This is a genomic window from Micromonospora sp. A3M-1-15 (genome assembly GCF_024213425.1).
In the GTDB taxonomy this organism is placed as follows: Bacteria; Actinomycetota; Actinomycetes; order Mycobacteriales; family Micromonosporaceae; genus Micromonospora; species Micromonospora chersina.
Genome location: NZ_JANAVK010000004.1, coordinates 219,007 through 233,505 on the forward strand (window position 1 = coordinate 219,007; position 14,499 = coordinate 233,505).

General features: G+C 74.3%; 13 protein-coding genes and 1 riboswitch. Of the genes, 6 read left to right on the plus strand and 7 right to left on the minus strand.

Annotation, left to right across the window (positions count from 1 at the left end; translation table 11 throughout):
* The first annotated feature begins 20 nt into the window (after positions 1–20).
* The gene (locus NLX85_RS21475; protein ID WP_254337882.1) at positions 21–2,735 is read left to right on the plus strand and encodes a cellulose binding domain-containing protein; all 2,715 of its coding nucleotides are present in this window, start codon (positions 21–23) and stop codon (positions 2,733–2,735) included.
* A gap of 63 nt (positions 2,736–2,798) precedes the next feature.
* Here NLX85_RS21475 and NLX85_RS21480 read toward each other — a convergent pair whose 3' ends face one another.
* Positions 2,799–3,203, minus strand: a complete 405-nt coding sequence (locus NLX85_RS21480) for a hypothetical protein (RefSeq protein ID WP_254337884.1) — start codon at positions 3,201–3,203, stop codon at positions 2,799–2,801.
* Positions 3,204–3,630: 427 nt separating this feature from the next.
* Here NLX85_RS21480 and NLX85_RS21485 point away from each other — a divergent pair, with 427 nt between their 5' ends.
* Positions 3,631–3,990 carry an STAS domain-containing protein gene (locus NLX85_RS21485; RefSeq protein ID WP_254337886.1) on the plus strand — a complete coding sequence of 120 codons (360 nt, stop codon included), beginning with the start codon at positions 3,631–3,633 and terminating at the stop codon, positions 3,988–3,990.
* A 102-nt stretch (positions 3,991–4,092) separates the two neighbouring features.
* The gene (locus NLX85_RS21490; protein WP_254337888.1) at positions 4,093–4,545 is read left to right on the plus strand and encodes an SRPBCC family protein; all 453 of its coding nucleotides are present in this window, start codon (positions 4,093–4,095) and stop codon (positions 4,543–4,545) included.
* Between the two features lies 1 nt (position 4,546).
* Here the strand turns inward: NLX85_RS21490 and NLX85_RS21495 are convergent, their stop codons facing one another.
* The 5 genes from NLX85_RS21495 to NLX85_RS21515 form a co-directional block, all read right to left on the minus strand.
* Positions 4,547–5,056 (minus strand): hypothetical protein, encoded by a 510-nt coding sequence (locus NLX85_RS21495; protein ID WP_254337890.1) that lies wholly within the window; start codon positions 5,054–5,056, stop codon positions 4,547–4,549.
* Between the two features lie 97 nt (positions 5,057–5,153).
* Positions 5,154–6,221, minus strand: coding sequence for a hypothetical protein (locus NLX85_RS21500; RefSeq protein ID WP_254337892.1), 1,068 nt, complete (start codon positions 6,219–6,221; stop codon positions 5,154–5,156).
* 4 nt (positions 6,222–6,225) lie between these two features.
* Positions 6,226–6,357, minus strand: a riboswitch (cyclic di-AMP (ydaO/yuaA leader).
* A gap of 143 nt (positions 6,358–6,500) precedes the next feature.
* On the minus strand, positions 6,501–7,415 hold the full coding sequence (locus tag NLX85_RS21505) for a cation diffusion facilitator family transporter (protein ID WP_254337893.1): 915 nt from the start codon (positions 7,413–7,415) through the stop codon (positions 6,501–6,503).
* A gap of 91 nt (positions 7,416–7,506) precedes the next feature.
* Positions 7,507–9,621, minus strand: a complete 2,115-nt coding sequence (locus tag NLX85_RS21510; RefSeq protein ID WP_254337895.1) for an AAA family ATPase — start codon at positions 9,619–9,621, stop codon at positions 7,507–7,509.
* Between the two features lie 109 nt (positions 9,622–9,730).
* Positions 9,731–10,672 carry an alpha/beta fold hydrolase gene (locus NLX85_RS21515; RefSeq protein ID WP_254337897.1) on the minus strand — a complete coding sequence of 314 codons (942 nt, stop codon included), beginning with the start codon at positions 10,670–10,672 and terminating at the stop codon, positions 9,731–9,733.
* A 153-nt stretch (positions 10,673–10,825) separates the two neighbouring features.
* Between NLX85_RS21515 and NLX85_RS21520 the strand changes: the two genes are divergently transcribed.
* Complete coding sequence (locus NLX85_RS21520) at positions 10,826–11,437, plus strand: carbonic anhydrase (protein WP_254337899.1); 612 nt, start codon at positions 10,826–10,828, stop codon at positions 11,435–11,437.
* Between the two features lie 65 nt (positions 11,438–11,502).
* On the opposite strand, the gene NLX85_RS21525 is transcribed toward NLX85_RS21520, so the two are convergent.
* The gene (locus tag NLX85_RS21525) at positions 11,503–11,832 is read right to left on the minus strand and encodes a hypothetical protein (protein WP_254337901.1); all 330 of its coding nucleotides are present in this window, start codon (positions 11,830–11,832) and stop codon (positions 11,503–11,505) included.
* 330 nt (positions 11,833–12,162) lie between these two features.
* Here NLX85_RS21525 and NLX85_RS21530 point away from each other — a divergent pair, with 330 nt between their 5' ends.
* On the plus strand, positions 12,163–12,654 hold the full coding sequence (locus tag NLX85_RS21530) for a DUF3145 domain-containing protein (protein WP_091319620.1): 492 nt from the start codon (positions 12,163–12,165) through the stop codon (positions 12,652–12,654).
* 25 nt (positions 12,655–12,679) lie between these two features.
* Positions 12,680–14,410: a glycoside hydrolase family 3 protein gene (locus NLX85_RS21535; protein ID WP_254337903.1), complete on the plus strand. Its 1,731-nt coding sequence runs from the start codon at positions 12,680–12,682 to the stop codon at positions 14,408–14,410.
* The last annotated feature ends 89 nt before the right edge of the window (positions 14,411–14,499 follow it).

Below are 14,499 nucleotides of genomic sequence, written 5' to 3' on the forward strand. Positions count from 1 at the left end.
CAACCGAGAGGAACCGCCCCATGCGTAGAAGTCTCGCCGGCGTGGCCGCCGCGGCGCTGGCCGCCACCGCGGCGGCCGTCGTCGTGCAGCTCGCCGCCGCCCCCGCCACCCCGGCCGCCGCCGCCTCGGCCGAGTCGTACAGCTGGAAGAACGTCCGGATCGACGGCGGCGGCTTCGTCCCCGGCATCATCTTCAACCAGACCGAGAAGAACCTCATCTACGCGCGCACCGACATCGGCGGGGCGTACCGCTGGGAGCAGTCGACCCAGTCGTGGACGCCGCTGCTGGACTGGGTGGGCGCCGACCGGTGGGGCTGGAACGGCGTGGTCAGCCTCGCCACCGACCCGGTGCAGACCAACCGGGTGTACGCCGCGGTCGGCATGTACACCAACGACTGGGACCCGAACAACGGGGCGATCCTGCGCTCCACCGACAAGGGCGCCACCTGGCAGGCCACCGCCCTGCCGTTCAAGAACGGCGGCAACATGCCCGGTCGCGGCATGGGGGAGCGCCTCGCCGTGGACCCCAACCGGAACAGCATCGTCTACTACGGCGCCGAGGGCGGCAACGGCCTGTGGCGCAGCACCGACTACGGGGTCACCTGGGCCAAGGTGGCCAACTTCCCCAACGTCGGCAACTACCGGGCCGACCCGAACGACAGCTCCGGCTACCAGAGCCAGAACCAGGGCCTGACCTGGGTCAGCTTCGACAAGAGCACGGGTACGCCCGGCGCCGCCACGCAGACCGTCTACGTGGGCGTGGCCGACAAGCAGAACCCGGTCTACCGGAGCACCGACGGCGGCGCGACCTGGGAGCGGGTCCCCGGCCAGCCCACCGGCTACCTGGCCCACAAGGGCGTGGTTGACCCGGTCGGCGGCTACCTCTACATCGCCACCAGCGACACCGGCGGCCCGTACGACGGCGGCAAGGGCGACGTGTGGAAGTTCAACCGGGCCACCGGCGCCTGGACGCAGATCAGCCCGGTCCCGTCGTCCAGCGCCGACGCCTACTTCGGCTACTCCGGGCTGACCATCGACCGGCAGCGCCCGAACACCCTCATGGTGGCCACCCAGATCTCCTGGTGGCCGGACGCCATCTTCTGGCGCAGCACCGACGGGGGCGCGACCTGGACCCGGATCTGGGACTTCGCCAGCTACCCCAACCGCACGAAGAAGTACACCATGGACATCTCCTCGGTGCCCTGGCTGACCTTCGGCACCAACCCGGCGCCGCCCGAGGAGAGCCCGAAGCTGGGCTGGATGAACGAGTCGCTGGAGATCGACCCGTTCGACAGCAACCGGATGATGTACGGCACCGGCGCGACCGTCTACGGCACCACCGAGCTGACGAAGTGGGACACCGGCGGCCAGTTCACCGTCAAGCCGATGGTCAAGGGGCTGGAGGAGACCGCGGTGCTCGACCTGGTCAGCCCGCCCTCGGGCGCGCCGCTGGTCAGCGCGCTCGGTGACATCGGCGGCTTCCGCCACACCGACCTCGACGCGGTGCCGCCGATGATGTTCACCCAGCCGACCTTCACGAGCACCACCAGCCTCGACTACGCCGAGGCCAAGCCGGCCGTGCTGGTCCGGGCCGGCAACTTCACCGACGCGGACCGCCCCAACGACAGCCACGTCGCGTTCTCCACCGACGGCGGGGCGAACTGGTTCCAGGGCAGCGAGCCGTCCGGGATCAACAGCGGCGGCACGGTCGCCGCCTCCGCCGACGGCGGCCAGTTCGTCTGGGCCCCGGGCGACGCCGGCCAGCCGGTGGTCCGCTCGGTCGGCTTCGGCACCTCGTGGACCGCCGCGACCGGCATCCCGGCGAACGCGGTCGTCGAGTCCGACCGGGTCAACCCGAACAAGTTCTACGGCGTCAGCGGCGGGCGGTTCCACGTGAGCACCAATGGCGGCGCGAGCTTCACCGCCACCGCGGCGAGCGGCCTGCCCACCACCGGCGTCAAGGTCAAGGCCGTGCCCGGCCGCGAGGGCGACGTCTGGCTGGCCGGCGAGGGCGGGCTGTGGCACTCGACCGACTCCGGCGCGAGCTTCACGAAGCTGGCCGGCGTCACCTCGACGGTCAACGTGGGCTTCGGCAAGGCGGCCCCCGGGCAGACGTACCCCGCGCTGTTCACCGTCGGCACCGTCGACGGCAGGCAGGGTGTGTACCGCTCGGACAACGCCGGCGCGGCCTGGGTGCGGATCAACGACGACCAGCACCAGTACGGCAACGCGGGCGAGGCGCTCACCGGCGATCCGCGGGTCTACGGCCGGGTCTACCTGGGCACCAACGGCCGGGGCATTCTCGTGGCGGACCGGCTCGGCGGCACGCCCGGCCCGACGCCCACCTCGGCCAGCCCGTCGCCGACCTCGCCCAGCCCGTCGCCCACGTCCCCCAGCCCGTCGCCGACCTCGCCCAGCCCGTCGCCGACCAGCGGCGGCTGCGCGGCGACCTACGCGGTGACGAACTCCTGGCCGGGGGGCTTCCAGGGCGAGGTGACGGTGCGCAACTCCGGCACCGCCCCGATCGCCGGATGGACCGTGGCCTGGACCTTCCCCGACGGCCAGAAGATCACCCAGCTCTGGAACGGGTCGTACACCCAGAGCGGGTCGGCCGTGACGGTCCGGGATGCCGGCTGGAACGGCAACCTGGGCGTCGGAGCAGTCACCACGGCCGGCTTCACCGGCACGTACACCGGCGGCAACCGCGCCCCGACGGTCTCCTGCACCGCCCGCTGACCGCACCCGCACACACGACGGTGGCCGTCCCCGACGCCGGGGACGGCCACCGTCGCGTCCCGCTCAGCCGTCGAGGCCGGCGGGGGAGTTGGGGCGGTCGACGTCGACGAACTCGATCTCGTCGACGTCCCGCTCGCGGCTGCCGGCCGCCCGCGCGGCGGTGCCGGCGGCCCAGCCGATCGCCGCACCGGCGAGCGCCGCAGCGATCAGCAGCGTCCAGGGCAGCGCCGGCCGGCGGCCGGCGAGCGCGTCGAAGGCGAGGCTGGACCGGCGGCGGGCCTCCTCGGCGGCGGAGCCGACCAGGTCGGTGGCGTCGTCGGCGAAGCCGGAGGAGTTGCGGCGGGCCGAACGGGCGGCGTCCCGCACACTGTCGCCGGCGGAGCCGGCGGCGGCGAGCAGGTGCTGCCACGCCTGGTCGGCGACCCGCTCGGGCTTGCTGCGGCGGTCCAGCAGGGTGGATCCGAACATGGTGTTACCTCCTCGGGGTGCCGAAGTCCGGTGGCCGGTTCGGACTCCGGGTGTCATCCGGCGCGTGACGGTTCGCTCCCCGTGCCCAGTGCCCCGACCCGACCCGGCGCAAACCACCCCGGCGGGGCGCGTCGGCGCGCCAGGGGACAGTCCACCCGGACGCGCCGGGGGGTCGGGTGCCACCGGGACGTGCGGCGGCCCGCTACCCTGGGTCGGCGGATCGGCCGGGCCCGCCCCGGTCGATCGACCGGTGGGACCGGCGCCGCGGGGATGATCGGAGCCCGAAGGTCCGGATCAGGGTGCCCAGGTGTGCCCAGTCCGCGAATTGCTCATCCCGAGGGGTGGCGACCGAGGCCGTCGGAGGAATACTCTCGGTCGCGGCCCGCGTACTGATGAGGCGCCCGTACGGGCGAGTGGAGGTGCTCGCGTGAGCCTGTCGATCGTGAAGTCGGTGCTGGCCGGTGGTGTGGTCCAGATCGCCCCGCGGGGCGAGATCGACGTCGACACCGCGTACGAGGTGCGGGAAGCGATCGCCGAGGTGCTCGCCAAGGGCCGCCCCTCCCGGATCGAGCTCAACATGCGGCTCGTCACCTTCATCGACTCGGTCGGCATCAGCGCCATGGTCGCCGGTTTCCAGACCTGCGAGGTGAGCGGCGTCAAGCTGGTGGTCACCGAGCCGAGCCGGTTCGTGCACCGGCAGCTGTGGGTGACCGGCCTGCTCGGCCTCTTCGGCGCGCCCGAGCCCTGGTTCGCCGACAGCACCCGTGAGGTGCTCCCCGGCGCCTGATCGGCGCCCACCCCTCGCTGGTCGACGGGACTTCCGACCCGTTGCCAGCCCGGCTCCGGTACGGGACGATCGTGCGGATCCACGACGGCGAGGGGGTACCGCTTGCTCAGCAGCGACAGCTTCAGCTACACCGTGCAGGCCCGTTGCACCCGGGCGGAAGCGGTGGCCCTGCTCGGCGACCTGAGTCGGCAGGGCGAGCTGCATCCGCTGATCGTGCGGGTCCGCCAACTGCCGCCCCGCCCGGGCGCGCTGGCCAGCTACGCGATCACCGACCGGCTGGAGCTCGGCCCGCTGCACTTCCCGGTCACCTATCAGGCCGACGTGCTGATCGCCAACGAGGACGAGGTGGTCACCGTGGCCCGGCAGCAGCCGGCCACCACGGTGCGCAACCACACCCGGCTGCGTGACGAGCCCGACGGGGTGGTGCGGATCGACGTGGAGATCACCCTCTCCGCCCCCGCGCCGCTGTTCGGGTACGCCTTCCGGCAGGCCCGGGCGGCCCACCTCGGCCTGGCGAGCCGGCTCGGCGCCACCCTGGAGGGGCGGGCGGCCTGACTCAGCCGCGCCGCCCGACCGGCGCCGGTCGCCGGGCCGCCGGTCGGGCCGGCCGCAGCCGCCCCCACGGCTTGTACGTGGACAGCACCGTGACGACGAGCAGCAGCGTGCTGGAGACGGTCGGCGCGACCACGAGGTCGACGCGCAGGTGGGTGGTGGCCGCCCCGGCCAGCTCGCCGAGGTGCCGGACGCGCGGGGTGAGCAGGAGCAGCACCAGCGTGAGCACCACGGTCGTGACCGCGAACTTCACCAGCACCCAGCGCCAGCGCAGCAACCCCCACGGGGTGAGCAGCGCGCTGGCCAGCCCGACCAGCCAGACCACCACGCTCAGCGGGGCGAACAGCCAGGTGACCAGCAGCGCGGCCGCCGGGTAGACCACCTCGGGGTCGGCCCCGCGCAGCCCGGCCACGCCGAGGGTGAGCAGCACCAGGTCGGCGCCGAGCCAGCCCACCGAGGTGACGACGTGCAGGGTGAGCAGGGCCTTGCGCCCGGCGGGGGAGAGTCGACTCATGCCCCCGATGCTCGGCCGTCGTGGGCGCCGCGTCGTGGGCCGTGCGGCGACACCCGGCGTACGTCGTGGGGCGTAGGCCGGGTGCCGCCGGGGCGGGTCAGTACACCGACAGGTGCACGTGGTTGGTGTGGTCGCTGGACGGGTCGCCGTTGCCGCCGCTGTACGCCTTCCAGCCGCTGCTGGGCAGCCAGATCTGCTTGTACCAGATCACGTAGAGCACGGCGAGGGGGTCGGCGTTGCGGATGAAGTAGGCGGCCAGGTTGTTGCCGTACGTCTTGTCGCCGCCGGTGGCCACGCCGCCGAAGCCGTCCGTCTGCGCGGCGAAGTCGCAGGCCCGCCCCTTCGGGTGCTCGCCCGAGCCGCTGGGCCGGTAGCAGGACACGTACCGGGTGAAGCCGGCCGCCTTGGCCTGCTGGAGGGCGTGCAGCGTACGCGGGGTGATGCAGCCGTCGGCCGGCGTCGGGTCGTTGACGCTGCACGACTCGGGCGGCCAGGAGCCGTCGGCGTTGCGCGGGGCCGGCTTGGCGTTCGCCGAGGAGGTGCCCTGCACGCTGCCGCCGCCGCTGCTGGACGCGCGGTCGTTGGCCACCTCCAGGGCACGTTCGGCCTGCTGCTTGCGCTTGGCCATCACGGCGACCTGCTTGCGCTGCTCCTGGATCTCGCCGGTGAGCGCGGCCTGCGTGCGGGTGGCCTCGTCCCGGGTCTCGATGAGGTCGCGCAGCGCCCGGTCCTCGTGCGCGGCCACCTGCTCCAGCGCCGCCGCGCGGTCCATGAAGCCCTCCGGGCTGCTGCTGCCGAGCAGCGCCGCGGCCGTGCCCATGCGCCCGGCCCGGTACGCCACCCCGGCGATTTCGCCGACCTTGGCGTCGCGCACGGTCAACTCGGCGTTGACCGTCTTGAGCTGGGCGGTGAGCTGTTGCTGCCGGGTCACCGAGCGGTTCAACGCGGCCCGCGCCTCGAGCCAGCCCTTGCTGGCCGCGTCGAGCTGGGCGCGCAGCGCGGGCGTGCCGCCCTCGTCGTCGCCGGGTGCGGCGGCGAGCAGGCCGGTCGCCGGAGCCGCCGGGGCGGGGGAGGCCGGCGCGGCCACGACGCCGAGGGTGAGCGTCGCGATGAGCAGGGCCGCCAACCGGGCGGCCGTCCGTCGTACAGGTGCCACTGGGGGCATTCACGTGTCCTTCCGTCAACCGCCGACCGGGTTAGCTGACGGGTTCGGGACGGAAGATCCCTACCGCTGACGCGGATGCACCCCACGAACGTGGTTCCCCGGCTCGCCCCTGCGGGCGATTAGGCGACGGCCGCCGCAGGCGCCGGTGGGCGCCGCCCGGCGGGGGCCGCGGTCGAGCCTACCGGCGCTGCTCCGGGCCGGCTCCGCAGGTGGGAGCCGGTGGCCCGGTCAAAACCGGCACAAGTGCACAATAGCCACTTGAATTTAAGATTGCCCTAATTACCACTCGACCGCACCGCAGGCCCCGGGAGACGCTCCGGGTTCGATCTGCAACGTGGCGTGATCGATCGAGAAGTCCTCGTGCAGGGCGGTGCGGGCCGCGGCCAGCACGTCGCCCACCTCGGCGCCGGGGACCATGGTGAGGTGCGCCGAGGCCACCTCCATGCCCGAGGTGAGCGTCCAGACGTGCAGGTCGTGCACCTCGGCGACGCCCGGCACGGCGGCCAGCCGGTCGTGCACGGCGGTCACCTGGAGGTGCTCCGGGGCGGCCTGCACCAGGATGCGGACGGCGGCCCGGCCGAGCCGCCAGGTGCGCGGCAGGATGAACAGCCCGATCGCCACGGCGACCAGCGGGTCGGCCCACCACCAGTCGGTGAGCGCGATGACCACGGCGGCGCCGATCACCCCGAGTGAGCCGAGCAGGTCGCCCAGCACCTCCAGGTACGCCCCGCGCAGGTTGATGCTCTCCTCGGCGCCGGCACGCAGCAGCGCGAACGCGGCGACGTTGGCGAGCAGGCCGAGCACCGCCACGGCGAGCATCGGCCCGGCGAGCACCTCCGGCGGCTCGCCGAACCGGCGTACCGCCTCGATCAGGACGTAGACCGCCACGGCGCCGAGCAGCACCGCGTTGGCCAGCGCGGCCAGCACCTCGAGCCGGTAGAGCCCGAAGGTGCGCTGCGGGTCGGTGTCGGCCCGCCGGGTGGCGCTGATCGCGGCGAGGGCCATGCCGATGCCGAGGACGTCGGTGAACATGTGCCCGGCGTCGGAGAGCAGGGCCAGCGAGCCGGTGGCGAACGCGGCCACCGCCTCGACCGCCATCAGGGCGGTGAGCAGCCCGAACGCGGCCCAGAGTCGACCACGGTGGCGGTGCGCGGCGTTGGCCACCGCGCCGCTGTGGTCATGACCTGCGCCCACGCCCACACCCTCCGTCCGTCGCCCCGGCCGAGCTCAATCTATGCTCACATCGCTATATGTGCAAGTGAACGTGGGGGGCGGGAAGCCGCCGTCAGCCGACCGGGTCGAGCGTGGTGAGGCGCTGGGTGGCCCGGGAGAGCGCCACGTAGAGGGTGCGCACGCCCGACCCCGGATCGGCCCGGATCTCGCTCGGTGCGACAAGCACCACCCCGTCGTACTCCATGCCCTTGGCCTGGAGGCTGGTCACCACCTGGAGCCGGCCGCCGAGGTCGCCCAGCCAACCGGCCACCTCGTCCCGACGCGGCACCGGCGTGATCACGCCCACCGTGCCCTCGACCTCGGCCAGCAGCGCGCGGGCCGCCGCCGCGGTGGCGGCGGCCATCTCGGCGGCGGGCACGGTCCGTTCCACCGGCGCCACGCCGGTGGAACGAACGGCGGTGGGCAGCGCGAGGTCCGGGTGGACGCGGCGGATCTCCGCGGCCGCCACCGCGAAGATCTCCGCCGAGTTGCGGTAGTTGGTGGTCAGCTCGTAGCGGTACCGGCGGCGCCGGCCCAGCGCCTGGTCCCGGGCCCGCGCCAGCTCCTGCGGGTCGCCGGTCCAGGCGGTCTGCGCCGGGTCGCCCACCACCGTCCAGGAGGCCAGCCGGCCGCGCCGGCCGATCATCCGCCACTGCATCGGCGAGACGTCCTGCGACTCGTCGACCACCACGTGGGCGTAGTCGCGGTAGTCCTCCGGGCGCTCCCGGGCGGCGGCCCGGGCGGCCCGCTGCCGGTCGGCGGCCGTGCTCAGCTCGCGGACGCCGCCGGCCAGCTGGTACGGGTCCCGCTTCGGCCTCGCCCGTTGCACCGGCTTGCCGAGCAGCGCGTCCAGCTCGTCCAGCAGCGCCACGTCGGCGATGGTGAGCCCCTCGGCGTCCAGGCTCCGGTACGCCTGCGTCAGCAGCCGGATCTCGGCCCCGGACAGGATGCCGCCGGCGTACCGGCGCAGCCGCTCGGGGCGGGCCAGCCAGTCCAGCACGTGCCGCGGGTGCAGCCGGGGCCACCAGGCCTTGAGGAACTCGCGGAACTCCGGCCGCTCGATGATCTCGTCCTCGAACGCGGGCTGCTCGGGCAGCCGGCCGATCCGCAGCGCGCGGGCCTGCGCCCAGAGCACGCCGAGGACCGCGTCGAAGGCCGCTCGGCGCACCTCGTTGCGGCGCCCGCCCCGGGACAGCGTCCGGTCCCGGACCGCGTCCAGCTCGGCCCGCTCCAGCCGGAGCAGCTCGCCCCGGTAGAGCAGGCGCAGCTCGGTGGGGGAGTCGGGCACCGCGTCCCGCACCGCGCGCTCCAGCACCCGGCGCATCCGCAGCGACCCCTTCACGGCGGCCACCTCGGGCGGGTCGGTCCGGGTCGCCGACAGGCCGGGGAAGAGCGAGCCGAGCGAGTGCAGGGTGGCGGTCTCCTCGCCGAGCGACGGGAGCACCGAGGCGATGTACTGGACGAACACGCTCGACGGGCCGACCACCAGGATGCCGCCCCCGGCGTACCGGGCGCGGTCGGAGTAGAGCAGGTACGCGGCCCGGTGCAGGGCCACCGCCGTCTTGCCGGTGCCCGGGCCGCCGGAGACGATCGTGACGCCGTTGCCGGGGGAGCGGATCGCCTCGTCCTGCTCCCGCTGGATGGTGCTCACGATGTCCCGCATGCCGTGCCCGGTGGCCCGGGAGAGGGTGGCCAGCAGCGCGCCGTCGCCCACCACCGCCATGTCCGGCGGCGCCGACTCCGGGTCCAGCAGGTCGTCCTCGATCCGGGTGACCCGCTCCGCCGACGACTGGATCGTGCGCCGCCGCACCACGCCGCGCGGCTCGGCCGGGGTGGCCTGGTAGAACGCGGCGGCGGCCGGCGCCCGCCAGTCCACCACCAGGGTCTCCGCGTTCTCCCCGCGCACCCCGAGCCGGCCCACGTGCAGCACCTGCCCGGTGCGCAGGTCCAGCCGGCCGAAGACCAGCCCCTCGTGCTCGGCGTCCAGCACGTGGCGGCGCTGCGCCGCGTGGAACACCATGGCGTCCCGCTCGACCAACGCCCCGAAGTTGCCGACCCGGGCCAGCCGGTAGCCCTCCCGCTCGGCGTCGGCGGCCGACCGACGCAGTTCGGCCAGCCGGGCGTACACCCGGTCGAGATGCCGTTGTTCGACGGCCATCTCCCGTTCCAGGGTGGTCTGGTCGCTCAACGCGGGGGCTCCTGTGGTCAGACGGCGGGCTGAATGAGGGTACGGGCCGCCGACCCGGCCGCTGTCGGGGCCATGCCGTTGCCCGTTGCCCGCCGGTGCGGGTTGCCCGTTATCCGGACGTTCCCACCCGTTGCCCGGACGTTCCCGCGTCCGTGCCCGAGAGCACCTGGTGCACCACCGCGGCGACGGCCGCGTTCACGTCGTCGGGGCGTTCCATCATGAGCATGTGGCCGGCGCCGGGGCAGACGGTCAGCTCGGTGGTGGGCAGCGCCGCGGCGATCGACTCGGCGCACGGCGGCGGGGTCAGGCGGTCCCGGTCGCCGACCAGCGCGGCGGCCGGCAGCCGGCCCAGCGCCGCGAGGGTGTCCAGCCGGTGCTGGGCCCCGATCGAGGCGCGGAAACCGCCGATCGAGCGCAGCGAGGCGTGCGCCACCGCCGAGGTGACCAGCCGGATGTCGGCCGGGTCGCAGCGGTCGCCGAAGAGCATCCAGCGGATGCTCGGGCGCAGCGCGCGCAGCAGCGCGCGCGGCGGGCGCCAGGCGCCGCAGCGGGCCAGCACCCCCGCTCCGGTGGTCTCGGCGAGCCGGATCAGCCGGGCGATCCGGGGCGAGAGCCCGTAGGCGGTGTGGGTGTGCCCCTCGGCCGTGGTGGAGACGAAGACCAGGCCGGCGGTGCGGCCGGCGAAGTGCTCGGGGTGGCGGTGGGCGTACTCCATCACGGTCATCCCGCCCATCGAGTGCCCCACCAGCACGATCCGCCCGGACGGGACGACCTGCTCGACCACGGCCGCCAGGTCGTCGCCGAGCTGGGCCAGGGTGGCGGTGCGCAGCGCCATGCAGCTCGACCGGCCGTGCCCGCGGGCGTCGTAGGTCACCACCCGGACCCGCTCGCCGAAGCGGTCGCGCAGGTCGGCGAGCTGGCGGTGCCAGCTGCGCCCGTCCAGCGTCCAGCCGTGCAGCAGGATCGCGGTGACCTCGGCGTCCACCGGGCCGGTCGCCGCCACGTGCAGGCGTACGCCGTCGGGTAGCCGCACCTCCAGGTGCTCCGGCATGAGTCCACCTCCCCCGGGCCGACCGGTGTCTGTCGCACCGGAGTGACCCGGCGGTAACACCGGCGTACCCGTCATGACAACACGGCAACCGGGGTGGTGAGAAGATTCCCAACCCGGCTTCGCGGCGTCGGATCGGTGACCAGGCTGGAGGGCATGCCGCCCACAGCCGCCGCCCGGACGCCCCGGGCCGCCCTGGCCGAGCTGCTCGCCGGCAACCGGCGCTTCGTCAGCGGGCAGCCGGTGCACGGCCACGACGTCACCGCCGCGGCCGCCGTGGCCTCCGGCGACCAGCAGCCGTACGCGGTGCTGCTGGGCTGCATCGACTCGCGGGTGCCGCTGGAGGCGATCTTCGACCAGACGTTCGGCTCGATCTGCGTGATCCGCACCGGCGCGCACGTGCTCGACCGGGCGGTCTGCGGCTCGATCGAGTACGTGGTGGGGCAGCTCGGCGTGCGGCTGGTGATGGTGCTCGGGCACGAGCGCTGCGGGGCGGTGGGCTCGGCGGTCGAGGCGCTGCGCAGCGGGCGGCTGCCGGAGGGCTCGCTGGGCTACGTGGTGGACCGGATCGCGCCCGCGGTGCACGAGGTGGGCGCGGACGACCCGGACGCCCACCCCCTCGCCATCCGCCGGCACGTCCGGCGCACGGTGGCCACCCTGCGCGCCGACGACCTGCTGGCCGGCCCGGTCGGGGCCGGGGAGGTCGCCGTGGTCGGCGCCCTCTACGACCTGGCCACCGGTGAGGTGGCGTTGCTGCCGGAGGAGTGAACAGACGACAACCGCCCGCCGGGGTGACCCCGGCGGGCGGTTCGTGGTGTCGCGGGTGAGGGCGCTCAGCCCTCGAAGACGCCGGCCTCGACGAGACGCTTCTCGGTCTTGTCCCAGCCGTGGTCCGGGTGGGTGGTGGCCAGCGCGTTGATCTCGGCGCGCAGCTTGGCGGCGTGGCCGGCGGCGGCCAGCACCCGCAGCTCCTCGACGAAGGCCTCGGAGTCGGTGCGCAGGTGCGCGGTCTTGCCGTTGGTCAGGTTGCGCACGTAGGCGTGCTTGCCGCCGTTGAGCGGGATCAGGTACTTGAACTCGCCCAGCACGCTGAGGGCGCCACCCTGGCCAGCCTGGCCGGCCCGGACTGACGCGCGCGCGGTCTTAGAGGTGTTGCTCGCCACGGAGGTACTCCTTGCAGACGTACGGGAGGACGGAAAACGTCCGGGGGCTGATGTGCGGTTTGACGCCCGGGGTGAGCGTCAGCCCGCGAAGACGTGCGGCGGCACAGAACCGCCCAGAGAACTGTACACGACCTCGACGCCTGGCTGGTCGTCGCGCCGTCAGGGAGCACAACCGGGTCAGCCGCCCGGGTATTTCCCGGTCACCGGGGCCGGCGAATTTTCCGATTCGCTGGCGCACCATCCGTCACTCGGGTAATCATGTGTTGCAGAGGCCACTCGGGTGGACGAGGTCGTAGGGGAAGACGCACCTCGGCTCACCGGGAGGTCACCGTGCCAACGCGTGGCGTCGTATACGTCCACTCGACCCCGCTCGCCGTGTCCTCGCACGTCGAGTGGGCGATCGCGCGCGTCCTCGCCGCGCCGGTCAACCTGCACTGGACGGCCCAGCCCGTCGATCCCGGGGCGCGTCGCGCCGAGTGCGGGTGGACCGGCAGCCCGGGGACGGGCGCCGAGCTGGCTGCTGCCCTCCGGCAGTGGCCCATGATCCGTTTCGAGGTGACCGAGGAGCCCAGCCCGGGAGCCGACGGCGAGCGCTTCATGTACGTCCCGGGGCGCGGCCTGTTCCGGGCCACCGTCGGCGCGGCCGGGGACATCCAGCTCGGCGAGGACCGGCTGCGCAGCATCATGGCGTCCGCCCGGGCCCCGGAGGCCCTCGCGCACGCCCTCGACAAGGCGCTCGGCACCGCCTGGGACGCCGAGCTGGAGCCCTACCGCTACGCCGGGGACGGCGCCCCCGTGACGCTGCTCACCCGGGTGGGCTGACGGAAGGTCAAGTTGCCCCGATACGGTGGGGCGCGTGTCGATTTCCCCGCGTCGCGCAGGCGTCGCGCTCGCCGCACTGACCGCGCTGCTCGTTTCCGGGTGCTCGGGTGAGCCGGAACGACCCCGACCGACCCCGTCGAGCCCGGCGCCGGCCCCGTCGTCGGCTGCCCCCACGCCGACCGGCGCCGACCCGGCCGCCCGGGCGGCCGCCCTGGTGGCGACGCTCTCCGACGAGGACCTGGTCGGCCAGGTGCTGATGCCGTACGCGTACGGCAGCTCGGCCACCAAGGTCTCGCCCGGGTCGGCGGCCGGCAACCGGGCCCTGGCCGGCGTCGACACCCCCGCCGAGATGGTCGCGAAGTACCGCCTCGGCGGGCTCATCCTGGTCGGCTTCAGCGCCGACGACCCCACCTCGGGCAACCAGGAGACCACCAACGTCGACAACCCGAAGCAGGTCCGCGCGCTGACCGACGGGCTGCGCGAGGCCGCCGGCCGGCTGCCCGCCGGCCCCGCCCCGTTCCTGATCGGCACCGACCAGGAGTACGGGGTGGTCACCCGGATCACCGACGGCGTCACCCTGCTGCCCAGCCCGCTGGCCGCCGGGGCCGCCGGCAACCCGGCGCTGACCGAGGCCGCCTGGCGGGCCGCCGGCGCCGAGCTGGCCGCCATGGGCGTCAACCTCGACTTCGCCCCGGTAGCCGACGTGCTGGCCACCCGCAGCACGGTGATCGGCTCCCGCTCCTTCGGCGCCGACCCGAAGACCGCCTCGGCGCAGGTGGCCGGCGCGGTCCGTGGCCTCCAGGCCGAGGGGGTCGGTGCCGCCGTCAAGCACTTCCCCGGGCACGGCCTGACCGCCGCCGACTCGCACACCGACCTGCCCGTGGTCGGGCAGTCCCGCGCCGTGCTCGACCGCACCGCGTTCCCGCCCTTCCACGCCGGGATCGACGCCGGCGCCATGGCGGTGATGTCCGCCCACCTGGACGTCAGGGCGATCGACCCGGGCACCCCGGCCACCTTCTCCCACAAGCTCCTCACCGACGTGCTCCGCGGCCAGCTCGGCTTCCAGGGAGTGGTGATCACCGACGGGATGAACATGGCGCCGGCCAAGCGGTGGTCGCCGGGGGAGGCCGCGGTCCGGGCCCTGAACGCCGGCAACGACCTCATCCTCATGACCCCGAACGTGGGCCAGGCGTACGACGGGCTGCGGGCCGCCCTCAAGGACGGCTCGCTGCCCCGGACCCGGCTCGTCGAGGCGGTCACCCGGGTGCTGACCATGAAGTTCAAGCTGGCCGACCGGCCGGCGCCGGCGCTGTCGACGCTGGACAGCGCCGCGCACCGCCAGGCCGCCGCCGACCTGGCCGCCGCCGCGGTGACCATGCTGCGCGGCCGCTGCGGCAGCCCGGTGGCCGGCCCGGTCACCGTCACCTCCTCCGGCGGGCGGGACCGCACCCGGGCCGCGCTCACCGAGGCGCTCACCGCCGCCGGCGTGAAGGTGGTGCCGAGCGGCGGCACCGTGGTGCACCTCGTCGGGTACGGCGACGGCAGCAAGGACCTGCGTGCCGACGCGACCGTGACGGTGGCCATGGACACCCCGTACGTGCTGGCCGGGGCGAAGTCGCCGACCCTGCTCGCCACCTACTCGTCCACCCGGGCGTCGATGACCGCGCTGGCCGCGGTGCTCGCCGGCAAGGCCCGCCCGACCGGCCGCTCCCCGGTGCCGGTGTCCGGCCTGCCGGCCACCACCTGCGACACCTGACCGGGTCGGCGCCCGGCGACCCACCCGGCCCTGACCTGCCCGGCTGGTAGCGTCGGCCCGTCCGCCGCCGCCAGGGAACCCGGGGGTCG